The 23395-nt window shown below is 55.9% G+C and carries 24 protein-coding genes; 8 read left to right on the top strand and 16 right to left on the bottom strand.

Annotation, left to right across the window (positions count from 1 at the left end):
• Positions 1-4 precede the first annotated feature (4 nt).
• The 5 genes from FFB58_RS15055 to pepA form a co-directional block, all read right to left on the bottom strand.
• Entirely contained in the window at positions 5-1024 is a 1020-nt protein-coding gene (locus FFB58_RS15055; RefSeq protein ID WP_039031616.1) for an NAD(P)-dependent alcohol dehydrogenase, read from the bottom strand.
• 83 nt (positions 1025-1107) lie between these two features.
• A complete protein-coding gene (locus FFB58_RS15050; protein WP_138370311.1) occupies positions 1108-1611 on the bottom strand; it encodes a GNAT family N-acetyltransferase in 504 nt (167 codons plus the stop codon).
• A gap of 11 nt (positions 1612-1622) precedes the next feature.
• Complete coding sequence (locus FFB58_RS15045; RefSeq protein WP_138370310.1) at positions 1623-4478, bottom strand: valine--tRNA ligase; 2856 nt, start codon at positions 4476-4478, stop codon at positions 1623-1625.
• Entirely contained in the window at positions 4478-4921 is a 444-nt protein-coding gene (gene holC, locus FFB58_RS15040; protein WP_039031618.1) for a DNA polymerase III subunit chi, read from the bottom strand. The genes FFB58_RS15045 and holC overlap by 1 nt, the downstream gene beginning before the upstream one ends.
• 121 nt (positions 4922-5042) lie before the next feature.
• Positions 5043-6554 carry a leucyl aminopeptidase gene (gene pepA, locus FFB58_RS15035; RefSeq protein WP_039031619.1) on the bottom strand — a complete coding sequence of 504 codons (1512 nt, stop codon included), beginning with the start codon at positions 6552-6554 and terminating at the stop codon, positions 5043-5045.
• 266 nt (positions 6555-6820) lie between these two features.
• Here pepA and lptF point away from each other — a divergent pair, with 266 nt between their 5' ends.
• The 5 genes from lptF to mtgA all read left to right on the top strand — a co-directional run bounded on the left by lptF (position 6821) and on the right by mtgA (position 13080).
• Entirely contained in the window at positions 6821-7921 is a 1101-nt protein-coding gene (gene lptF, locus FFB58_RS15030) for an LPS export ABC transporter permease LptF (protein ID WP_039031620.1), read from the top strand.
• Positions 7921-9003, top strand: a complete 1083-nt coding sequence (gene lptG / locus FFB58_RS15025) for an LPS export ABC transporter permease LptG (RefSeq protein ID WP_039031621.1) — start codon at positions 7921-7923, stop codon at positions 9001-9003. The genes lptF and lptG overlap by 1 nt, the downstream gene beginning before the upstream one ends.
• 134 nt (positions 9004-9137) lie before the next feature.
• Positions 9138-11471 (top strand): aerobic respiration two-component sensor histidine kinase ArcB, encoded by a 2334-nt coding sequence (gene arcB / locus FFB58_RS15020; RefSeq protein WP_039031622.1) that lies wholly within the window; start codon positions 9138-9140, stop codon positions 11469-11471.
• A gap of 233 nt (positions 11472-11704) precedes the next feature.
• A complete protein-coding gene (gene elbB / locus FFB58_RS15015) occupies positions 11705-12358 on the top strand; it encodes an isoprenoid biosynthesis glyoxalase ElbB (RefSeq protein WP_039031835.1) in 654 nt (217 codons plus the stop codon).
• A complete protein-coding gene (gene mtgA / locus FFB58_RS15010; RefSeq protein WP_039031623.1) occupies positions 12355-13080 on the top strand; it encodes a monofunctional biosynthetic peptidoglycan transglycosylase in 726 nt (241 codons plus the stop codon). Before elbB ends, mtgA begins: the two co-directional genes overlap by 4 nt.
• On the opposite strand, the gene npr is transcribed toward mtgA, so the two are convergent.
• The 11 genes from npr to FFB58_RS14955 all read right to left on the bottom strand — a co-directional run bounded on the left by npr (position 13077) and on the right by FFB58_RS14955 (position 20996).
• Positions 13077-13349, bottom strand: coding sequence for a PTS phosphocarrier protein NPr (npr, locus tag FFB58_RS15005; RefSeq protein WP_032614489.1), 273 nt, complete (start codon positions 13347-13349; stop codon positions 13077-13079). The genes mtgA and npr overlap by 4 nt on opposite strands.
• Complete coding sequence (gene rapZ / locus FFB58_RS15000) at positions 13346-14200, bottom strand: RNase adapter RapZ (protein ID WP_039031624.1); 855 nt, start codon at positions 14198-14200, stop codon at positions 13346-13348. The genes npr and rapZ overlap by 4 nt, the downstream gene beginning before the upstream one ends.
• A gap of 45 nt (positions 14201-14245) precedes the next feature.
• Positions 14246-14737 (bottom strand): PTS IIA-like nitrogen regulatory protein PtsN, encoded by a 492-nt coding sequence (gene ptsN / locus FFB58_RS14995; protein WP_039031625.1) that lies wholly within the window; start codon positions 14735-14737, stop codon positions 14246-14248.
• Positions 14738-14819: 82 nt separating this feature from the next.
• Positions 14820-15107 carry a ribosome hibernation promoting factor gene (gene hpf, locus FFB58_RS14990; protein ID WP_039031626.1) on the bottom strand — a complete coding sequence of 96 codons (288 nt, stop codon included), beginning with the start codon at positions 15105-15107 and terminating at the stop codon, positions 14820-14822.
• Between the two features lie 22 nt (positions 15108-15129).
• Complete coding sequence (gene rpoN / locus FFB58_RS14985) at positions 15130-16563, bottom strand: RNA polymerase factor sigma-54 (protein WP_138370309.1); 1434 nt, start codon at positions 16561-16563, stop codon at positions 15130-15132.
• A 47-nt stretch (positions 16564-16610) separates the two neighbouring features.
• Complete coding sequence (gene lptB, locus FFB58_RS14980; protein ID WP_039031628.1) at positions 16611-17336, bottom strand: LPS export ABC transporter ATP-binding protein; 726 nt, start codon at positions 17334-17336, stop codon at positions 16611-16613.
• 6 nt (positions 17337-17342) lie between these two features.
• On the bottom strand, positions 17343-17897 hold the full coding sequence (gene lptA, locus FFB58_RS14975) for a lipopolysaccharide ABC transporter substrate-binding protein LptA (RefSeq protein WP_039031629.1): 555 nt from the start codon (positions 17895-17897) through the stop codon (positions 17343-17345).
• A complete protein-coding gene (gene lptC / locus FFB58_RS14970) occupies positions 17866-18441 on the bottom strand; it encodes an LPS export ABC transporter periplasmic protein LptC (RefSeq protein WP_039031630.1) in 576 nt (191 codons plus the stop codon). The genes lptA and lptC overlap by 32 nt, the downstream gene beginning before the upstream one ends.
• The gene (gene kdsC, locus FFB58_RS14965) at positions 18438-19004 is read right to left on the bottom strand and encodes a 3-deoxy-manno-octulosonate-8-phosphatase KdsC (RefSeq protein ID WP_138370308.1); all 567 of its coding nucleotides are present in this window, start codon (positions 19002-19004) and stop codon (positions 18438-18440) included. Before kdsC ends, lptC begins: the two co-directional genes overlap by 4 nt.
• A 14-nt stretch (positions 19005-19018) precedes the next feature.
• Complete coding sequence (gene kdsD, locus FFB58_RS14960; RefSeq protein ID WP_039031631.1) at positions 19019-20005, bottom strand: arabinose-5-phosphate isomerase KdsD; 987 nt, start codon at positions 20003-20005, stop codon at positions 19019-19021.
• Positions 20006-20018: 13 nt separating this feature from the next.
• Positions 20019-20996: a calcium/sodium antiporter gene (locus FFB58_RS14955; protein WP_039031632.1), complete on the bottom strand. Its 978-nt coding sequence runs from the start codon at positions 20994-20996 to the stop codon at positions 20019-20021.
• 230 nt (positions 20997-21226) lie between these two features.
• Here FFB58_RS14955 and mlaF point away from each other — a divergent pair, with 230 nt between their 5' ends.
• Genes mlaF through mlaD form a run of 3 tightly spaced genes read left to right on the top strand, consistent with a single transcriptional unit; the run spans position 21227 to position 23394 of the window.
• Positions 21227-22039 carry a phospholipid ABC transporter ATP-binding protein MlaF gene (mlaF, locus tag FFB58_RS14950; protein ID WP_039031633.1) on the top strand — a complete coding sequence of 271 codons (813 nt, stop codon included), beginning with the start codon at positions 21227-21229 and terminating at the stop codon, positions 22037-22039.
• A gap of 7 nt (positions 22040-22046) precedes the next feature.
• Entirely contained in the window at positions 22047-22829 is a 783-nt protein-coding gene (gene mlaE / locus FFB58_RS14945) for a lipid asymmetry maintenance ABC transporter permease subunit MlaE (protein WP_103824932.1), read from the top strand.
• Positions 22830-22833: 4 nt separating this feature from the next.
• Positions 22834-23394 carry an outer membrane lipid asymmetry maintenance protein MlaD gene (mlaD, locus tag FFB58_RS14940; protein WP_039031837.1) on the top strand — a complete coding sequence of 187 codons (561 nt, stop codon included), beginning with the start codon at positions 22834-22836 and terminating at the stop codon, positions 23392-23394.
• Position 23395 lies beyond the last annotated feature (1 nt).

The raw sequence follows: 23395 nt of genomic DNA, 5'->3' as shown, positions 1-23395 counted from the left end.
CGGCTTAAAAATCTGCTTTCAATACCACGCGGTAACGGGCTTTGCCGTCACGCACGTGCTGAATGGCTTCGTTGATTTTCGACATCGGATACGTCTCGATGGTCGGGGCGACACCGGTGCGTCCGGCAAACTTCATCAGTTTGCGCAGCTCGTACGGTGTACCCGTGGCGGAACCGGAGATGCTGCGATCGCCGCCAATCAGCGTAAAGGCAGGAACAGGCAGCGGCTTCATCACGGCACCCACGGTATGGAAGTTGCCGCCGTAAGCCAGCGCTTCAAAGTAGGGCTGCCAGTCGAGATCGACGTTTACCGTGTTGATGATCAGATCGAATTGCCCCGCCAGCGCGTTCAGTGCTTCAGGATCGCGGCTGTTCACCACTTTATCCGCACCCATCGCCAGCACTTCTTTCTCTTTGGCAGGGTTTGAACTAAACGCGGTGACTTCACAGCCCATCGCATGCAGCAGCTTGATGGCAATATGGCCCAGACCACCGATACCAATCACGCCCACACGGCTGGTGGCGGTGATATGGTGCATCAGCAGCGGTTTAAAGACGGTGATCCCGCCGCACAGCAGCGGACCGGCGGATTCAATATCCATCTGCTCAGGGAGAGGAATGACCCACTGCCAGTCGGCGCGCAGTTTATCGGCGAAACCGCCTTTATTCAGAATGGTTGGCGTTGAACCTTCCAGACAGTTGATCTGGTTGCCGCTGATACAGGCGTCGCAGTGACCGCAGCTACGGGCGGTCCAGCCGATGCCCACGCGCTGACCTATCTTCAGGCCTTTATCCTGCGCGGCATCGCCCAGGGCAACCACGCGGCCGATAACTTCGTGACCGGCAATCAACGGATATTGTGAGAAGCCCCATTCGTTATCGATCATTGACAGGTCGGAATGGCAAATCCCGCAGTAATCCACCTGCACTTCGACGTCTTCTGCTAGCAGCTCGCCCGCATCGTATTCGTACAGCTCAAGCTCTGCACCCGCCTGCGGTGCGGCGTAGCTTTTTATCTTTGACATCAGTATTCCCCCTCGTGGTGTTGAACTGAGAGTGTAGAGCATTCAGTTTACAGCCGCTTAACAGAAGGGGGCGGGAAGGGGAATTACAGCGTTTTCAGCATCCGCACTTCGCAATCGACGTGGCCGGTACAGCCCAGCGGCTGGTCGATGTGCTCAAAGCCGAGATGCTCATACAGCCTGATGGCCTCGGTCAGGAAGGCGGTGGTTTCAAGGTAGCAGCGCTTAAAGCCCTGAGCACGGGCGTGATCCAGCGACTGTAGCGCCAGTTTTTTCGCTAAGCCTTGTCCGCGGACGACGGGAAGGAAATACATTTTTTGCAGTTCGCAGATGTCCGGCTCGCTGCAGGCGAGCGGTGCAACGCCACCGCCACCCACAACCTGCCCGTTCTGCTCTACAACCCAATAGGCATGCCCCGGCTGGCTGTACAGAGCGTACAGTTCGTCGAGATTGGGATCCGCAACGGTATAACCTTTATCGGCCGTGAGGCCGTATTCGGCTGATACCCGGCGGATAACGCCGGCAATGGCCGGGTTATCCGTGGCGGTGATACGGCGCAGGTGCGCCGTTACAGGAGCATTTACACGCATTGCTTCACTCATTACAACGCACTAATAATGGCCTGCTGCTCAATCAGCTTCGCTTTCGCTTCCGCATAACCGGTCAGCTTTTCACGCTCTTTGGCGATCACCGCTTCCGGCGCGCGGGCAACAAAGCCTTCGTTGGACAGTTTGTTTTCGATGCGGCCAATCTCATCGTCAACTTTAGCCACTTCTTTCGCCAGACGTGCCAGCTCAGCATCTTTGTCGATCAGGCCAGCCATCGGGATCAGCAGCTCGGCGCCGTCGATGATTTTGGTCACGGAGACCGGACCTTTATCATCAGCAGGCAGCACGGTGATGCTCTCCAGACGCGCCATGGTCTGCAGGAAGGTGCTGTTTTCGTTCACGCGACGCTGTGCCGCTTCGCTGCAACCGCGCAGCAGCAGTTCCAGCGGTTTGCCCGGCGCGATGTTCATTTCGGCACGGATGTTACGCACGGCGACGATCGCCTGCTTCAGCCACTCGGTATCGGATGCAGCAGCTTCGTCAACCTGCGCGGCGTCGAATGCCGGGAACGGCTGCAGCATGATGGTGTCAGCGTTGATGCCAGCGATGACCTTCACGCGCTGCCAGATGGTTTCGGTGATGAACGGGATGATCGGGTGCGCCAGGCGCAGCAGACCTTCCAGAACGGTGATCAGCGTATTACGCGTGCCGCGCAGTTCCGCTTCAGTACCGCCGTTCATGACCGGTTTGGTCAGCTCCAGGTACCAGTCGCAGAACTGGTTCCAGGTGAATTCGTACAGGATGCCTGCCGCGATATCGAAGCGGTAGTTATCCAGCGCCTCGCGGAACGCTTTGGTGGTCTGGTTGAATTCAGCCAGGATCCAGCGGTCTGCCAGGGACAGGGTCATTTCGCCGCCGTTAAAGCCGCAATCCTGATCTTCGGTGTTCATCAGTACGAAGCGGCTGGCGTTCCACAGCTTGTTACAGAAGTTGCGGTAACCTTCCAGACGTTTCATGTCCCAGTTGATGTCGCGACCGGTTGAAGCCAGCGCCGCCAGGGTGAAACGCAGGGCGTCGGTGCCGTGCGGCTCGATGCCGTCCGGGAACTGCTTCTCGGTGCGCTTGCGGATCTTCTCAGCCAGCTGCGGCTGCATCATGTTGCCGGTACGTTTCTCCAGCAGATCTTCCAGGGAGATACCGTCAACCATGTCCAGCGGGTCAATGACGTTACCCTTGGACTTGGACATCTTCTGGCCTTCGTCGTCACGGATCAGACCGGTCATGTAGACGGTATGGAACGGAACCTGCGGCTTGCCGTTTTCATCTTTGATGAAGTGCATGGTCATCATGATCATGCGGGCGATCCAGAAGAAGATAATGTCGAAGCCGGACACCATCACGCTGGTTGGGTGGAACTGACGCAGCGCGTCGGTATTTTCCGGCCAGCCGAGGGTGGAGAAGGTCCACAGCGCGGAGGAGAACCAGGTGTCCAGCACGTCTTCGTCCTGACGCAGGGCAACGTCGGCGCTCAGGTTGTTTTCCTGACGCACTTCGTCTTCCGTACGGCCAACGTAGACATTGCCTTCGTTGTCATACCATGCCGGGATACGGTGACCCCACCACAGCTGACGGGAAATACACCAGTCCTGAATATCGCGCATCCAGGAGAAGTACATGTTTTCGTACTGTTTTGGTACGAACTGGATGTCGCCGTTTTCCACGGCTTCCACCGCAGGTTTCGCCAGCACGTCAGCACGAACGTACCACTGGTCGGTCAGCATCGGCTCGATCACCACGCCGCCACGGTCGCCATAAGGGACGGTCAGGTCGTGCGGTTTGATCTCTTCGAGCAGGCCCAGGGCGTCGACAGCGGCAACGACCGCTTTACGCGCGGCAAAACGCTCCAGCTTCTGGAACTCTGCCGGGATATCGCTTGAGTAAACGTCAGACTCTTCGCCTTTGGTGTCGTAGACCTCTGCGCTTTCACGGATATCGCCGTCAAAGGTCAGGATGTTGATCATTGGCAGGGCGTGGCGACGACCTACTTCGTAGTCGTTGAAGTCGTGTGCCGGGGTGATCTTCACGCAGCCGGTGCCTTTTTCCATGTCGGCGTGTTCGTCGCCCACAATCGGAATACGGCGGTTCACCAGCGGCAGAACCACAAATTTGCCAATCAGATCTTTGTAACGCGGATCTTCCGGGTTAACGGCCACGCCGGTATCGCCCAGCAGAGTTTCCGGACGGGTGGTGGCGACAACCAGGTAATCTTTACCGTCTGCGGTTTTCTCGCCGTCGGCCAGCGGATAGCGGATATGCCACATGGAGCCTTTAGACTCGCGGTTTTCCACTTCCAGGTCAGAAATAGCGGTGCGCAGTTTCGGGTCCCAGTTTACCAGGCGCTTGCCACGGTAAATCAGGTCTTCTTTATACAGACGGACGAAAACTTCTTTAACGGCGTTGGAAAGACCTTCGTCCATGGTGAAGCGCTCGCGCTCCCAGTCCACGGAGTTGCCGAGACGGCGCATCTGACGGGTAATGGTGCCGCCGGATTCTGCTTTCCACTGCCAGATTTTGTCGATAAAGGCGTCGCGGCCGTAGTCGTGACGGGTTTTACCTTCTTCAGCGGCAATCTTACGCTCAACCACCATCTGGGTAGCGATACCCGCGTGGTCAGTACCGGCCTGCCACAGGGTGTTTTTGCCCTGCATGCGCTGGTAACGGATCATGGTGTCCATGATGGTCTGCTGGAAGGCATGCCCCATATGCAAACTGCCGGTGACGTTCGGCGGCGGGATCATGATGCAGAAGGACTCTTTGCTTTCATCGCCGTTAGGCTTGAAATAGCCCTGCTGTTCCCAGTGCTCGTAAAGCGGCTGTTCGATATCGCGTGGGTTGTATGTCTTTTCCATTATTTCCAGGTTGCCGTATTCAGGTTAAAACCAGCCAGGCGATACGCTTTATAGCGTTCGCGCGCCAGTTGTTTTAAGGAGTCTTCGTAAGGGACAAAGTCTACCACTTCTGTGAAAGCGGTGGCAAAATCTGCAAAGCCGGTACGCAGGCTAATCAGAATATCGCGTGGGCTGCTGTTACGCTTTTGCGGCCAGGCGATCTCCACCGGAGCACCGCCGCGCGGTCCTTCTCCCGCCAGATTATGCGGAACAAAACTTTCCGCCGGTCGGGCCCACAGCGCTTCATCCAGACGGATGGCCTGCTGCTCATCTTCGCAGGCAATCAGCACGCGAAGACCCGCGCGCCAACGTTCTGCGGCAATTTCACACACCAGCTGTTCAACGGCGCTTAAGCCATCCTGTTGAGTGTCATTGTCCAGAAGATAGAACGTTGCGTTTTTCATATATGGGGTTTCTTGTTGTGGATTTAAATGCAAAACCGGGTGGCGCTGCGCTTACCCGGCCTACAAACGGCATCTTTCCGTAGGCCCGGTAAGCGTAGCGCCACCGGGCATCAGACGGCAATTACTCTTCGCCGTTAAAACCCGCACGATTCAGCAGGAACTGTGACAGCAGGGCAACAGGACGGCCGGTTGCGCCTTTGGCTTTACCAGAGCGCCATGCGGTGCCCGCGATGTCCAGGTGAGCCCAGTTGTACTTGCGGGTAAAGCGCGCCAGGAAGCAGGCCGCGGTAATGGCACCGCCAGGACGCCCACCGATGTTGGCCATATCCGCAAAGTTAGACTCCAGCTGCTCCTGGTACTCATCGGCCATTGGCAGACGCCATGCGCGGTCACCCGCCTGTTCGGACGCACCGATCAGCTCGTGCGCCAGCGGGTTGTGGTTCGACATCAGGCCGGTGATGTGATGGCCCAGGGCAATCACGCAGGCGCCGGTCAGGGTTGCCACGTCGATAACCGCTTCTGGATCGAAGCGCTCAACGTAGGTCAGCACGTCGCACAGCACCAGGCGGCCTTCGGCATCGGTGTTCAGCACTTCAACGGTCTGGCCTGACATGGTGGTGAGGACATCGCCCGGACGATAGGCGCGGCCACCCGGCATGTTTTCACAGCCCGCCAGCACGCCAATTACGTTGATCGGCAGCTGCAGCTCGGCCACCATGCGCATCACGCCGTAAACCGCCGCCGCGCCGCACATGTCGTACTTCATCTCATCCATGCCTTCGGCAGGCTTGATGGAGATACCGCCGGAGTCGAAGGTCAGGCCTTTACCCACCAGCACAATCGGACGCACGTCTTCAGCCGGGTTGCCTTTGTACTCAATGACCGACATCAGAGATTCATTTTGTGAACCGTTGCCGACGGCCAGGTAGGAGTGCATTCCCAGCTCTTTCATCTGCTGTTCGCCAATCACGCGGGTGACGACGTTTTTGCTGTAGGAGTCAGCCAGCTGACGCGCCTGTGACGCAAGGTAGCCTGCGTTACAGATGTTTGGCGGCATGTTGCCCAGGTCTTTCGCGGCCTTGATACCGGCAGCGATCGCCAGACCATGTTGAATGGCGCGTTCACCGCTGGTCAGCTCACGGCGGGTAGGGACGTTAAAGACCATCTTACGCAGCGGGCGACGGGGTTCGCTTTTTGTGGTTTTCAGCTGATCGAAGCTGTACAGGGTCTCTTTGGCTGTCTCTACCGCCTGACGTACTTTCCAGTAGGTGTTGCGGCCTTTGACGTGCAGTTCGGTCAGGAAGCACACGGCCTCCATTGAGCCAGTATCATTCAACGTATTAATCGTTTTCTGAATAACCTGTTTGTACTGGCGCTCGTCCAGCTCGCGCTCCTTGCCACAGCCAATCAGCAGGATGCGCTCGGACAGGACGTTAGGCACGTGATGCAGCAGCAATGTCTGTCCCGGCTTGCCTTCCAGCTCGCCGCGGCGCAGCAGGGCGCTGATGTAGCCGTCACTGATTTTATCGAGTTGTTCGGCGATCGGAGAGAGTCTGCGGGGTTCAAACACGCCGACGACGATGCAGGCACTCCGCTGTTTCTCCGGGCTACCGCTTTTTACACTGAACTCCATGAACTACGCTCCTGAATCTTAAAGACAACAGCGGCAGCTACGGATAGAATTGAAACCTTTCGTAACTCGTACCCGCTGTTGCGGTGACTTCGTGTTAATCTTACGTTATTACGGTTTCGGCACGTCATAATAACTCCTGAAGCGCGAATCCGTCGGGTGTTCTAATCTTAGCGATGATTTCGACGACTCAAGAGAATAAATGACGTTTAAGCCATGAAACAAGCGATTTTCCTGCAAAGAGACGGGTTTTTACGGGCGTATTTAATGTGATAATCATAAGATATCTGGTGCGGGAGACGCTCAAAAGCCAGCTGGCGATACTCTTCATCCTGCTTCTGATCTTTTTCTGTCAGAAACTGGTGAGGATCCTCGGCGCGGCTGTCGATGGCGAAATTCCCACAAATCTGGTGCTTTCTCTGCTTGGGTTGGGCGTGCCTGAAATGGCGCAGCTTATCCTGCCACTTAGCCTTTTCCTCGGACTGCTGATGACGCTCGGTAAACTCTATACCGAAAGCGAAATCACGGTCATGCATGCCTGCGGTCTGAGCAAAGCGGTGCTGGTTAAAGCCGCCATGATCCTGGCGCTGTTTACCGGCATCGTGGCCGCCGTGAACGTCATGTGGGCCGGTCCTGTCTCTTCTCGTCATCAGGACGAAGTGCTGGCCGAAGCGAAAGCCAACCCCGGCATGGCCGCACTGGCCCAGGGCCAGTTCCAGCAGGCGACTGACGGTAACTCCGTGCTGTTTATCGAAAGCGTGGATGGCAGCCGTTTCAACGAAGTGTTCCTCGCGCAGATCCGCACCAAGGGCAACGCCCGTCCCTCCGTGGTGGTGGCCGACTCCGGTCAGCTCGCCCAGGGTAAAGACGGTTCGCAGATTGTGACCCTGAACAAAGGCACCCGCTTCGAAGGTACGGCGATGCTGCGTGATTTCCGCATCACCGATTTCCAGAACTATCAGGCGATTATTGGCCATCAGGCGGTTGCGCTGGATCCTACCGATACTGAACAGATGAGCATGCGCACGCTGATCAATACCGATACCAATCGCGCCCGTGCGGAGCTGCACTGGCGCATCACGCTGGTATTCACCGTATTTATGATGGCGTTGATGGTGGTGCCGCTCAGCGTGGTGAACCCACGTCAGGGCCGCGTGCTCTCCATGTTGCCTGCGATGCTGCTTTATCTGGTGTTCTTCCTGCTGCAGACCTCGATCAAATCGAACGGTGGTAAAGGAAAAATTGACCCGGTTATCTGGACCTGGGTGATTAACGGACTCTATCTGCTGTTGGCCGTCGCCCTCAACATGTGGGACACCGTGCCGATGCGCCGTGTGCGGGCCCGGTTTACGCGTAAAGGAGCGGTGTGATGCAGGCGTTTGGCGTTCTTGACCGCTATATCGGTAAAACCATCTTTACCACCATCATGATGACGTTGTTCATGCTGGTGTCGCTCTCCGGCATCATTAAGTTTGTCGACCAGCTGAAAAAGGCCGGGCAGGGGAGCTACGATGCCATGGGCGCGGGGATGTATACCCTGCTCAGCATTCCAAAAGACGTGCAGATCTTCTTCCCGATGGCGGCGCTGTTAGGGGCGCTGCTGGGGCTGGGGATGCTGGCCCAGCGCAGTGAGCTGGTGGTGATGCAGGCCTCCGGCTTTACCCGCATGCAGGTAGCGCTGTCCGTCATGAAAACCGCGATCCCGCTGGTGCTGTTGACCATGGCGATGGGCGAGTGGGTTGCGCCACAGGGCGAACAGATGGCGCGTAACTACCGCGCCCAGCAGATGTACGGCGGCTCGCTGCTCTCTACCCAGCAGGGGCTGTGGGCAAAAGACGGGAATAACTTTGTCTATATCGAACGCGTCACCGGCGACAGTACCCTTGGCGGCGTGAGCATCTACAGCTTTAACGACCAGCGTCGTCTGCAGGCGGTGCGTTACGCCGCGACGGCCGCCTTTGATGCCGATAAAAAGGTCTGGCGTCTGTCGCAGGTGGATGAGTCAAACCTGCAGGATCCAAAACAGATCACCGGGTCACAAACCGTTTCCGGCACCTGGAAAACCAACCTGACGCCGGACAAACTCGGTGTGGTGGCGCTGGACCCGGATGCGCTCTCCATCAGCGGTCTGCATAACTACGTGAAGTACCTGAAGTCGAGCGGCCAGGATGCCGGACGTTATCAGCTCAACATGTGGAGCAAGGTCTTCCAGCCGCTCTCGGTGGCGGTGATGATGCTGATGGCGCTGTCGTTTATCTTCGGTCCGCTGCGTAGCGTTCCTATGGGCGTGCGGGTCGTGACGGGCATCAGCTTCGGCTTTGTCTTCTACGTACTCGATCAGATTTTCGGTCCACTGACCCTGGTGTACGGCATACCGCCGGTGATCGGCGCGCTGCTGCCGAGCGCCTCTTTCTTCCTGATCAGCCTCTGGCTGTTACTGAAGCGCTCCTGACCCTTCTCGCCTCGCTTCCCCGCCCGGGAAGTGAGGCGCATCCTCTGTTTTACCCCTCACTTTTTTGCACAACCTTCAACGTCTTGCCTGGAATTTGAGTATTATTGTGCGATGACGTCGTGAAGAGATCCCCTATGAAGCAAATTCGGTTACTGGCGCAATACTATGTCGATCTGATGATGAAGCTTGGCCTGGTGCGCTTCTCCCTGCTGCTGGCGCTGGCGCTGGTGGTGCTGGCGATTGTGGTGCAGATGGCCATTACCATGGTGCTGCACGGCCAGGTGGAAAGCATCGACCTGATTCGTTCCATTTTCTTTGGCCTGCTGATTACCCCGTGGGCGGTCTATTTTCTCTCGGTGGTGGTTGAACAGCTGGAAGAGTCCCGCCAGCGGCTGACCCGGGTAGTGGAGAAGCTGGAGGAGATGCGCGAGCGCGACCTGAAGCTCAACGTCCAGCTTAAAGACAACATTGCCCAGCTGAACCAGGAGATCTCAGACCGCGTGAAAGCGGAGGCCGAGCGCCAGACCACGCTGGAACAGCTGAAAATCGAGATGAAAGAGCGCGAACAGACGCAAATCCAGCTCGAGCAGCAATCTTCTTTCCTGCGCTCTTTCCTTGATGCCTCACCGGATCTGGTCTTCTACCGCAACGAAGACAAAGAGTTCTCCGGCTGTAACCGGGCGATGGAACTTCTGACCGGCAAAAGTGAAAAACAGCTCGTCAGCCTGCGCCCGCAGGACGTCTACTCCCCCGAAGCGGCCGCCAAAGTTATCGAAACCGATGAGAAGGTCTTCCGCCATAACGTCTCCCTGACGTATGAGCAGTGGCTCGACTACCCGGACGGGCGTAAAGCCTGCTTCGAAATCCGTAAAGTGCCTTACTACGACCGCGTCGGGAAACGCCACGGGCTGATGGGCTTCGGGCGTGATATTACCGAGCGGAAGCGCTATCAGGATGCGCTGGAGCGCGCCAGCCGGGATAAAACCACCTTTATCTCCACCATCAGCCATGAGCTGCGTACTCCGCTTAACGGCATCGTCGGCTTAAGCCGCATTCTGCTCGACACCGAACTGACCAGCGAGCAGGAGAAATATCTTAAAACCATCCATGTTTCGGCGGTGACGCTCGGCAATATCTTCAACGATATTATTGATATGGATAAGATGGAGCGACGTAAAGTCCAGCTGGATAACCAGCCGGTGGACTTCACCAGCTTCCTTGCCGATCTGGAAAACCTCTCTGGCCTGCAGGCGCAGCAGAAAGGGCTACGCTTTGTGATGGAACCGACCCTGCCGCTGCCGCACAAGGTGGTCACCGACGGCACGCGCCTGCGTCAGATCCTGTGGAACCTGATCAGCAACGCGGTCAAATTTACCCAGAACGGCCAGGTGGCGGTTCGCGTGCGCTACGGCGAGGGCGAGATGCTGCATTTCGAAGTGGAAGATTCCGGGATCGGTATTCCGCAGGAGGAGCAGGATAAAATCTTCGCCATGTATTATCAGGTCAAAGACAGCCAGGGGGGCAAGCCTGCCACCGGCACCGGCATTGGCCTGGCGGTATCGCGCCGCTTGGCGAAGAGCATGGGGGGCGACATTACGGTCTCCAGCAACCCAGGGCACGGCTCCGTGTTTAAGCTGAGCGTGCGTGCCCCGGCCGTGGCGGAAGAGGTTGAAGATACCTTTGCCCACGACGATATGCCGCTGCCCGCCCTGCACGTGCTGCTGGTGGAAGATATCGAGCTGAACGTGATTGTGGCGCGCTCGGTGCTGGAGAAACTCGGCAGCAGCGTCGATGTTGCCATGACCGGTAAAGCCGCGCTGGAGATGTTCACGCCGGGCGAGTACGACCTGGTGCTGCTGGATATTCAGCTGCCGGACATGACCGGGCTGGACATCTCGCGTGAGCTGACGAGCCGTTACGCCAGCGACGAACTGCCGCCGCTGGTGGCGCTGACCGCCAACGTGCTGAAAGACAAAAAAGAGTACCTGGACGCGGGTATGGACGATGTGCTGAGCAAACCGCTGGCGGTACCTGCCTTAACCGCCATGATTAAGAAGTTCTGGGACACCTGTGACGAAGAGGAGAGCACCATGACGACGGTAGATACAGAGAAAGCGAAGTCTTTGCTGGATATCGACATGCTTGAGCAGTACATCGATCTGGTTGGTCCGAAGTTGATCACCGACGGCCTGGCGATCTTCGAGAAGATGATGCCGGGTTATTTGAACGTGCTGGAGTCCAACCTGACGGCGCGGGATCAGAAAGGCATCGTGGAAGAAGGCCATAAGATCAAAGGCGCGGCCGGGTCGGTGGGTTTGCGTCATCTGCAACAGCTTGGCCAACAGATTCAGTCCCCGGATTTACCAGCGTGGGAAGACAACGTAGGTGAATGGGTTGAAGAGATGAAGCAGGAGTGGCAGAACGATGTGGCCGTGCTGAAAGCCTGGGTGGAGAGCAGAAAAAAATGACCCCGGCTAAACCGGGGTGCGCGAATACTGCGCCAACACCAGGGAAATCTTGGCTGCGCCTGAATATAAAGATGTTTTTGTCGTAGATGGCGTAGCCGGAAAATTTAGGCCGCACGCAGTTAAGATAGCAAATCTTAAATACTTTGTTACATGAATCAGTTAAATGTGTGAAGCACACCGTTTTAATCAGAATTTTTAATGCGCATTTAACATTTTTCGAGAGGGATCGCATGATGAAAAAGGTTGGTGTAGTCCTGAGCGGCTGTGGAGTTTACGACGGTTCAGAAATTCATGAGGCCGTTTTGACGCTGCTGGCCCTGGTGCGTAATGGTGCCGAAGCGGTCTGTTTTGCTCCGGATAAAGCCCAGTCAGACGTGATCAACCACCTGACCGGCGAAACGATGGCCGAAAGCCGTAACGTCCTCGTTGAGGCAGCACGGATCGCACGTGGAGAGGTTCGCCCGCTCAGCGAGGCCCTGGCCGCTGAACTGGATGCGCTGATTGTACCGGGCGGTTTTGGTGCGGCCAAAAATCTGAGTGATTTTGCCCGGCAGGGCAGTGCCTGCCAGGTAGATAACGATTTAAAAGCGCTGGCCCTGCAGATGCATGAGGCAGGCAAGCCGCTGGGCTTTATCTGTATCGCTCCCGCGATGCTGCCGGCCATTTTTGATAAACCGCTGCGCCTGACCATCGGGACTGATATCGATACCGCCGAGGTCATTGAGGATATGGGCGGTGAGCATATCCCTTGTCCGGTGGACGATATCGTGGTCGATGAAGAGAACAGGATCGTGACCACGCCCGCTTACATGCTGGCGCAAACCATCGCGGAAGCCGCGACGGGTATCGAGAAGCTGGTCACCCGCGTGCTGGTGCTTGCTGAATGAGGTTAAAGCGTCCTAAAGCTGGCTGGTTAAGACGGATCGTCATTCGCATTCTGCTGGTCATGGCGGTTTTCTGGGGCGGGGGTATCGCCTTGTTTAGCTTCCTGCCAGTGCCGTTTTCAGCGGTGATGGTTGAACGTCAGCTGGGTAACTGGCTGAGCGGCAATTTCAGCTACATCGCCCACTCTGACTGGGTGAGTATGGATGAGATCTCTCCCTGGATGGGGCTGGCCGTGATTGCCGCCGAAGATCAAAAATTCCCTGAACACTGGGGATTCGACGTCGGGGCGATTGAGAAGGCGTTAGCGCATAACGAGCGCAACGAGAGCCGCATTCGGGGGGCATCGACGCTTTCTCAGCAGACGGCGAAAAACCTGTTTCTATGGGACGGGCGCAGCTGGGTGAGAAAGGGCTTTGAAGCCGGGCTGACGCTGGGTATCGAAACGGTGTGGAGTAAAAAACGGATCCTGACGGTCTATCTGAATATCGCGGAGTTTGGCGAGGGTGTGTTTGGCGTTGAAGCCGCGTCGCAGCGCTATTTCAACAAACCAGCCAGCCGTCTGACGGCGTCGGAGGCCGCGCTGCTGGCGGCTGTGTTACCGAATCCGATCCGCTTTAAGGCCAGCGCGCCATCAGGCTATGTACGCAGCCGTCAGGCGTGGATCCTGCGCCAGATGCGCCAGCTGGGTGGCGAAGGCTTTATGCAGGCTAATAAGCTGCATTAATCTTCATCAAATCCGGCGTTGAACAACGCAATCACCGCCGCCAGCGCCTCGACTTCCTGCGGGCCGGTGGCTTCGATTTCAATCTGACGGCCCTTCGCCGAATCCAGCATCAGCAGAGCAATCACGCTGTTGGCTTCGGCTTCGGTGCCTTCGTCATTACGCAGCAGAACTTCCGCGTCAAACCCCTGCATCAGTTCAAATAACTTCATCGCCGGGCGGGCGTGCATGCCCAGCTTGTTGGTGATTTCAACGGTCTGCTTTACGGTCATGTTTTACGTTTTTCCAGCGTACGATGACGGGACTGCACGTTTTTACCGCGCGAGCGGAAATAGTCAGCCAGTTGCTCAGCAATATAGACCGAACGGTGTTTGCCCCCGGTACAGCCAATCGCCACCGTTAAGTAGCTGCGATTGTTTGTCTCGAGCATTGGCAACCAGAGTTCAAGATAGCTGCGCGTCTGATAGATAAAGTTATGCACTTCCGTATGTCTGTCAAGGAACGCGGCGACGGGCTTATCAAGGCCGGTCATCGGACGCAGCTTCGGATCCCAGTGCGGGTTCGGTAAGAAGCGCACGTCGAACACGTAGTCTGCATCGATTGGAATGCCGTGCTTAAAGCCGAACGATTCAAAGACCATCGTCAGTTCGCGTTCGCGTTTGCCCAGCAGACGGGTACGCAGCATCTCCGCCAGTTCATGGACCGACATTTCAGAGGTGTCGACGATCAGATCGGCGCGGGAGCGCAGCGGCTCCAGCAAATCGCTCTCCTGGTCGATGGCGCTTTCCAGCGACAGGTTTTTACTGGAGAGCGGATGCAGGCGGCGGGTATCGCTGTAGCGACGGATCAACGTGTTGCGATCGGCGTCAAGGAACAGAAGCTGAGGTGAAAATGCTTCCGGCAAGCTGCTCATCGCCTGCTCAAAGATCTCCGGTGATTCAGGCATGTTACGAACGTCGATGCTGACCGCGGCAGAAATCTGCCGATCCGCCAGCGAACGCGCCAGGTCGGGCAGCAGCACCACCGGCAGGTTATCCACGCAGTAAAAGCCCATATCTTCCAGCGCGCGCAGGGCGACCGATTTTCCGGATCCCGAACGCCCGCTGACGATCATCAGCACCATGTACCGTTTCTCCTCAGGACTACAGATGTCAAAGCCATCACCCGATTACGCATCATCCTGATTGCCTTCCGTTTCCGTAATAATTTGATAGAGCTCTTCGTCGCTCTGCGCCGCACGCAAACGGCGACAGATGGTTTTATCCGCCAGACGTTTGGCCACCAGCGAAAGCGTATGCAGATGCGTTTTAGTCTGATCGGCTGGCACCAGCAGGGCAAACAGCAGATCGACAGGCTGGTTATCAATGGCATCAAAGGCGATAGGTGTTTCCAGTTGAACAAACACCCCTACAGCACGCAGAGTATCCTCTTCCAGTTTGCCATGGGGAATGGCGATGCCGTTGCCGATGCCGGTACTGCCCATTTTCTCACGGGTCAGGATCGCTTCAAAGACCACTTGTGGCGGCAGGCTCAGCTGTTTTGCGGCCAGTTCACTGATGATCTCCAGCGCACGTTTTTTGCTCTGGCAGTGAACGGCACTGCGGGTACATTCCTGATTAAGGACACTGCTCAGTTGTAGAGTGGAATCGTTATTCATCATAATTTCACCTAAGCGCTAACTGTACAAAGGGCCCGTTGTGTTTCACAACAGGCCGACCTGCACCCGTTAACTGCCCGGACAATTAGTGTTGTTTCAGTTTATCTTTATGTTTGTTTAGCTGTCGTGCCAGCTTGTCGATCAAGCCGTCGATAGCCGCGTACATGTCCTGCCCTTCCGCACTGGCATGGATTTCGCCCCCGTTGACGTGCAGGGTAGCATCCGAGATATGAGTCACTTTTTCCACTTTTAACACAACGTAGACCTGGTTGATCCTCTCAAAATACTGCTCGAGCTTGGCGAATTTAGTATTCACAAAATCGCGCAGGGCCTCAGTGATCTCGACGTTATGTCCAGTGATGTTGAGCTGCATAGTGTCTTCCTTATCGGTTGTGTCAGACCAGTTGTTTACGCTGGTTTGACGGCGGAATGGATAAAGACTCTCGATACTTCGCAACAGTGCGGCGTGCCACCATGATACCTTGTTCGGACAGCATGGTGGTCAACTTACTGTCACTCAGTGGTTTCGCGGGGTTTTCCGCGGCGATTAACTTTTTCACCAGCGCCCGGATCGCCGTCGACGAGGCTTCGCCGCCGCCTTCGGTGTTGACATGGCTGGAGAAAAAATACTTAAGCTCAAAAATACCGCGCGGGCTGTGCAGATACTTCTGCGTCGTCACGCGTGAAATTGTCGATTCGTGCATCTCGACGGCCTGGGCGATATCGGCCAGCACCATCGGCTTCATAAACTCTTCACCCTGCTCAAAAAACGCCTGCTGCTGCTCGACGATGCAGCGGCTGACGCGCAGCAGGGTATCATTGCGGCTCTCCAGGCTTTTGATCAGCCAGCGTGCCTCCTGCAGATTGCTGCGGATAAACTGGTTATCCGAGTCGTTGCGGGAGCTGGTGCACATTGAGGCGTACTGCTGATTAATTTGCAGGCGGGGGATGCTGTCGGAATTCAGCTCCACGGTCCACAGACCGTTATGCTTACGCACCAGCACATCAGGAATGACATACTCGGGCTCGCTGGTCTGAATGGACTGCCCCGGGCGCGGATCCAGCGACTGAATCAGATTGACCGCTTCTTTCAGCACCTCTTCTTTCAGTCGCGTCACACGCATCAGTGAACGGAAGTCGTGGTTGGCCAGCAGATCCAGATGTTCGCTGATGATAAGCCGGGCCTCTTCCAGCCACGGGGTCTCTTTCACAAACTGCGAAAGCTGAATCAGCAGACAATCGCGCAAATCGCGCGCCGCGACGCCGATTGGGTCGAAACGCTGCACGCGTTTCAGAACCGCTTCGACCTCTTCAAGCTCAATCTCATCGTCGCCAATGCTCTCCAGGATGTCGTCCAGCGACACGGTCAAATAGCCGGTCTCATCGACGGCATCCACAATGGAGGTGGCAATGGCGCGATCGGTATCGGAAAACGGCGTCAGCTCCACCTGCCACATCAGGTAATCCTGCAGCGACTGGGTGGTTTCACCCTGATACACCGGTAACTCGTCATCCTGATAGTCTGCCCGCGTGCCGGATGGGGTTCCGGCGGTGTAGATCTCATCCCAGCTGGCATCGAGCGGGAGTTCGTCAGGCATCTCTTTCTGCTCTAACGCATCAACCGTGTCGAGGGTTTCGTTATCCTGGGTTTGCTGAGTTTCTACCTCGTCGTGAAGATCGGTTTGCTCGAGCAGGGGGTTACTGTCCAGCGCTTGCTGGAGCTCCTGCTGAAGTTCCAGCGTCGACAGCTGCAACAGACGAATGGCCTGTTGTAACTGCGGCGTCATGGCCAGCTGTTGGCTGAGCCTTAATTGCAAACCTTGCTTCATGTTCAGAGCATTTTTCTCCGTTTACGCGAGACTTAGCTTCTACCCTATCAGAGTCTGAAGTCTTCCCCAAGGTACACGCGCTTAACATGATCGTCTTCGAGGATCTGCTGCGGGGTACCGTGGGCGATAAGATGGCCCTGGCTGACGATATAAGCACGCTCACACACCGCCAGCGTTTCGCGCACGTTGTGGTCGGTGATAAGAACGCCAAGACCACTGTCCCGCAGATGCTCAATAATACGTTTGATATCAATAACCGAAATAGGGTCAACGCCCGCAAAAGGTTCATCGAGCAGAATAAATTTCGGATTGGCTGCCAGCGCGCGGGCAATTTCCACACGGCGGCGTTCACCACCGGAAAGCGCCTGACCCAGGCTGTCGCGCAGATGCTCGATATGGAACTCTTCCATCAGCTCGTTGGCGCGATCCTGACGCTGCTCAGAGGTCAAATCATCGCGGATCTGCAGTACGGCCATCAGGTTGTCGTAAACGCTCAGACGGCGAAAAATCGAGGCTTCCTGCGGCAGATAGCCGATGCCGCGACGCGCACGCGCGTGCAGGGGCAGCAGGCTGATATCTTCATCATCAATGATGATGTTACCCGCATCGCGCGGCACAATGCCCACAACCATGTAAAACGTGGTGGTTTTACCCGCACCGTTAGGACCCAACAGGCCGACAATCTCGCCGGAGTTAACGGTCAAACTGACATCTTCCACTACGCGGCGGCCCTTATAGGCTTTGGCGAGATTCTTTGCAGTTAATGTTGCCATAACGAATTAGTTACTCTTTTTCTGTGCCGGGGCCTGAGTGCTGTTTTTGTCCTGCAGCTGCGATGGAACCAGTACGGTAGTCACGCGTTTGCCTTTTTCACTGAAGGCCTGCATTTTTTGTTCTTTAACCAGGTAAGTGATCTTGTCGCCCGTGATGTTGCTGTCGAGCTGCTCCAGGTACGCATTACCGGTAAGAATCACAAAATCTTTCGCCAGCTCGTAGTGCATCTGGGAAGCGTGGCCTTTCACCGGCTTACCGTTATCCTGCATCTGGTAGAAGGTGGCCGGGTTGCCATAGCCATCGATAATCTCTTTTCCGTCCTCACCGCCAGGACGCGTCACCACGACTTTATCGGCGTTGATTTTGATGGTGCCCTGAGTCACGACCACATTGCCGGTAAAGGTCACCACGTTGCCCTGCATATCGAGTGATTGCGTGTCAGATTCGATATGGATCGGCTGCTCGGTATCACCCGTCACAGCAAGCGCAGGAAGGCTGAGGGCCAGCAGCGCGCCGGCTATAACACTATTAAGGCTGAGTTTGTTTGCTTGGAATTTCATAGGAGGTTCTAACCTTTTCAATCAGCTCTGCGTTCTTGCTGCGTAAGTTCCCGCGCATTCTCAGACCGCTGGAATTAAATGTTGTGCCGTATAACGTAACCAGATCCTGCGAGGTTACATCCTGCGTCACAAGGTTTATCTGTGCGTTATCGGTTGTGATTTTGCGCAGCTGCGAATCGGCGGTCAGCGCATTCACTTCAACATGACCATACAGATAAAGCATACGGTCATTCGTCAGTTTTGCCCGGTCTGATTTAATCGACCATGTCGGGATCTTATTGGTATCAAACGTGGTCATCACCGGTTGGGTAAACCACGAGACGCCCTGTTCGGAAAAATACTCAACGTGCTGAGCGATAAGGCGGTAATTCAGCGCCCCTTCGGGGCTGTAAACGACGGTATCGCTGTGATCGCTTTTATACGTCGGATCGTTCGTGTTGACCGTCGGCGCTTGTTCGTCGTCCCGGTCAGCGAGATTCACGCCAATCAGTACCAGTGCGACAAGCGTTAGCAGAATAATAACCCAACGTCTGGTTTTACTCATATCGATTGCCCTTTGGCCTCATCAAGCTTACCTTGCGCCAGCAGCAACAGGTCGCAGACTTCTCGTACTGCGCCACGGCCACCGTTGATACGGGTGACATAGTCAGCGCGCGGGATCAAAAGCGGATGGGCATCGGCCACGGCGATGCTGAGTCCCACTTCTGCCATTACTGGCCAGTCAATAAGATCGTCTCCGACATAGGCGATATTTTCCGGCGCAATGGCAAGTTTACCAAGTAAGTCCCTGAAAGCGACCATCTTATCGGATTGCCCCTGATAGAGATGTGTAATGCCCAGCGTTTCGCACCGATCTTCTACCAGTTTAGCCTTACGTCCGGTAATGATGGCAACTTCTATGCCAGACGTCAGGGCACAGCGAATGCCGTAGCCATCACGTACGTTGAACGCTTTCAGCTCTTCGCCATCATTGCCCATATAAACCAGACCATCAGAGAGCACGCCATCCACATCCAGGACCAGCAGGCGAATCTTTTCAGCCTGCGACATCATTTGCGCACTTACCGGGCCATAACAGGTTGCAAGGGAGGCACCCGTATTAATCATTGTCTTATCCTTCATTACACTACGCCTGCGCGCAGAAGATCATGCATATGTACCACACCCAGCAACTGGTCGCCATCTGCAACCATAACGGAGGTGATATGGCGGGACTGCATCAGGTTCAGCACTTCGACGGCAAGCGTGCCGGAACGCACCCGAATGCCGCCTGTGGTCATGACATCGGCGATACCCAGCTTGCGGACATCCACGCCCATATCAAATACCCGACGCAAATCCCCGTCGGTGAAGATCCCGTCAATCTTCCACTGGTCATTGCAGATGACGGTCATGCCCAGGTTTTTGCGGGTAATTTCCAGCAGCGCATCGCGCAGGGAGGCATCTTTACTGACGTGCGGAATTTCATCGCCAGTATGCATGATGTCATTCACGCGCAGCAGCAATTTACGCCCCAGCGCACCGCCCGGGTGGGAGAGGGCGAAATCTTCAGCGGTAAAGCCGCGCGCTTCAAGCAGGGCGACGGCCAGCGCATCACCCATGACCAGCGCGGCAGTGGTGCTGGAGGTCGGCGCCAGCCCCAGGGGGCAGGCTTCTTTTGGGACTTTGACGCACAGGTGAATATCCGCGGCGCGCGCCATGCTGCTCTCGGGGCGGCTGGTGATGCAGATCAGCGGGACCTGCAGGCGCTTTAGCACCGGGATCAGCGCCAGGATCTCATTCGATTCGCCCGAGTTGGATAACGCAATGACGATATCCTGGGATGAAACCATGCCCAGATCGCCGTGCGCCGCTTCGCCAGGGTGAACGAAAAACGCGGTCGTACCGGTACTGGCGAAGGTAGCGGCCATTTTACGGCCAATGTGGCCGGATTTGCCCATCCCCATCACCACGACTTTACCGGTGCAGTGGAAAAGTTTCTCACACGCCAGGCTAAAGTCATGATTAATATATTGATCTAACTGCGCCAGACCTTCACGTTCAATCTCCAGAACCTGTTTTCCTGCTTTCTGAAAGTCAAAACCCGGCTGCAATTCTATTTGCGACATAATGCGTTTCCGTTTACCCAGAGAGAAGCGGCGAGAGCCAGTACAGCATCGCCATCCATACGACAAATCCCACCGTCAGCAGCGCGCCAGCACCCTGACCAATCTGCCTTTTTCGCCGCCAGCAGAGCAGGGCGAAGATTGCGCTGACGACCACCATTACCCCGTAGTCTCGGCTGAACGCGAGCGGATTGAACGCGCCAGGGGCAATCAGGGCAGGCAGGCCAAGCACAATGGCAATATTGAAAATATTGGCGCCGATGATATTGCCAATCGCCATGTCGTCCTCGCCCTTACGCGCCCCGGCGATAGCCGTCGCGAGTTCGGGGAGACTGGTGCCAATGGCAATCACCGTCAGGCCGATAGTCAATTCGCTCATGGCGAAATAGTTGGCCAGCACCGTGGCGTTATCAACAATCATCTGCGTCGCCATGGGCATGATGATTAATGCCACGCCCAGCCAGAGCAGCGCGACGGGTAAATTTCCCTCACGCGGCAACTCTGCTACCTGTTCGCGGGTTAAGGTGTCACTGCCTTGCTTTTCTGCCGCCCGGGCAAGCTTGACGATATACAACAGCCAGATGACCGCCAGCGCCAGCAAGAAAATGCCGTCGCTAAAGGTTAACTGCCCGTCATATAACACGTAACCCGCCAGCAGGCTGACAATTAACATTAGCGGCAATTCACGCCGCAGAACATCAGAATGCACGCGAAATGGATGCAGTAGCGCAGCAAGGCCCAGGATGAGCAAAATGTTGACGATATTGGAGCCAATAGCCGTTCCCACGGCAAGATCGACCTGATCGTGCATCGAGGCGGCGGCAGAGACAATGATCTCCGGCAGGGAGGTGCCGACGCTGACCACCGTCATCCCAATAATTAGCGGGGGAACGCCCAATAAACGACAGAGTATTGATGCGGAGAACACCAGACGGTCGGCACTGTAGACCACCAAAAGTAAACCAATTATTAACAGTGCCGTTGCAAGAAGCATCAAAAGTCCTTTCTTCAGGTATACTCGCCGGTCCACCGAGAAAAAAATCTCTGCCGCTGCATACTGTCTGTGGGCGTAACGAATTCCTAATTTTGACTTTATGCGCTGTAAAAGTAAAACAAATGCCAGCTTTCGCTTACCCCCAGAGGTAATATTCTGTAAAAATGTTGGGTTTGCGGCGAAATCAGGCATCAAGCCGATCCTGAACCGGCAACAGAAAGGAAATGTACATGAGCCTGAATGAGGCGAATTTAGTCGATGTCCGTGGCGTCAGCTTCACGCGCAGCAGCCGGGTCATTTTTGACAATATCTCTCTCACCGTGCCACGCGGTAAAATTACCGCCATCATGGGCCCGTCCGGCATTGGTAAAACGACATTATTGCGCCTGATTGGTGGTCAGATCCCGCCAGCGCAGGGCGAAATCCTCTTTGATGGCGAAAATATCCCGGCGATGTCGCGCTCGCGCCTTTATACCGTGCGTAAACGCATGAGCATGCTGTTTCAGTCCGGCGCGCTATTTACTGACATGAACGTCTTCGATAATGTCGCCTACCCGCTGCGTGAACATACGCACCTGCCGCCGGAGCTGTTAAAAAGCACCGTCATGATGAAGCTCGAGGCCGTAGGTCTGCGCGGCGCGGCGAAACTGATGCCTTCCGAACTCTCTGGCGGGATGGCCCGTCGTGCGGCCCTGGCGCGCGCCATTGCGCTGGAACCCGATTTGATCATGTTCGACGAGCCGTTCGTCGGGCAAGATCCCATCACCATGGGCGTGCTGGTCAAACTGATCTCTGAGCTGAACAGCGCGCTGGGTGTAACCTGTATCGTAGTCTCTCACGACGTACCCGAAGTGCTGAGCATTGCCGACTACGCCTATATCGTAGCGGATAAGAAAATAGTGGCGCACGGTAGCGCCCAGTCATTGCAGACCAACAGCGATGCGCGAGTCCGTCAGTTCCTTGACGGCATTGCAGATGGCCCGGTGCCGTTCCGTTATCCGGCGGGTGATTATCATAAAGATTTATTGGGAATAGGGAGTTAAGCCACTCATGCTGTTAAATGCGTTGGCCGCTCTCGGACACCGTGGCATAAAAACCATCAGGACGTTCGGGCGTGCCGGGTTGATGTTATTCAATGCGCTGGTCGGGAAACCGGAATTCCGCAAACATGCCCCTTTGCTGGTACGCCAGCTGTATAATGTCGGCGTGCTGTCGATGCTCATTATCATTGTTTCCGGGGTCTTCATCGGCATGGTGCTGGGGCTGCAGGGCTATCTGGTTCTCACCACCTACAGCGCGGAAACCAGCCTCGGTATGCTGGTGGCGCTCTCCCTGCTGCGCGAGCTGGGGCCGGTGGTCGCTGCGCTGCTGTTCGCAGGGCGTGCCGGTTCGGCGCTGACGGCGGAAATCGGCCTGATGCGGGCCACCGAGCAGCTCTCCAGTATGGAGATGATGGCCGTGGATCCGCTGCGCCGGGTGATCTCACCGCGCTTCTGGGCGGGCATGATCTCCCTGCCGTTGTTGACTATCCTCTTTGTCGCGGTCGGGATCTGGGGCGGCTCGATGGTGGGCGTCCAGTGGAAAGGGATTGATGCCGGTTTCTTCTGGTCAGCAATGCAGGGTGCCGTTGACTGGCGTCTGGATCTGGTTAACTGCCTGATTAAAAGCGCGGTATTTGCCGTGACGATCACCTGGATTGCGCTGTTCAACGGCTACGATGCGATCCCGACGTCTGCCGGTATCAGCCGTGCAACCACTCGCACCGTTGTTCATTCGTCGCTGGCCATACTGGCACTGGATTTTGTGCTCACCGCACTGATGTTTGGGAAATGAGTTCATGCAAACGAAAAAAGTAGAAATTTGGGTAGGCGTATTTGTATTGCTGGCACTGCTGGCAGCGCTGTTTTTAAGCTTTAAAGTGGCCGATGTGACGACCATCCGTACCGAGCCGACATACCGCGTTTATGCCACTTTCGATAATATCGGTGGCCTGAAGAGCCGTTCACCGGTGCGTATTGGCGGGGTGGTAGTAGGGCGCGTTGCCGATATCACGCTGGATGAGAAAACCTACCTGCCGCGCGTCGCGCTGGATATCGAAGAGCGCTACAACCATATCCCGGATACCAGCTCCCTTTCTATCCGTACATCCGGCCTGTTAGGTGAACAATATCTGGCCCTGAACATCGGTTTTGAAGATCCCGAGCTGGGAACGACTATCCTGAAAGACGGTGGAATCATTCAGGATACGAAATCAGCCATGGTGCTGGAAGATATGATTGGTCAGTTCCTTTACAACAGTAACAGTAAAGGGGGTGACGAGAATCAGGCTGCGCAAACCCCTGCGCAGAGTGACATTACGCCGCCTGTTGGCACGACGAATTCATCTCAGGAGAAGTAAT

It is taken from the genome of Enterobacter sp. MF024, assembly GCF_005843915.1.
GTDB classification, from domain to species: domain Bacteria; phylum Pseudomonadota; class Gammaproteobacteria; order Enterobacterales; family Enterobacteriaceae; genus Enterobacter; species Enterobacter barmai.
Note: the sequence above shows the minus strand (reverse complement) of the source record. Positions and strands in the feature narration are given on the sequence as shown.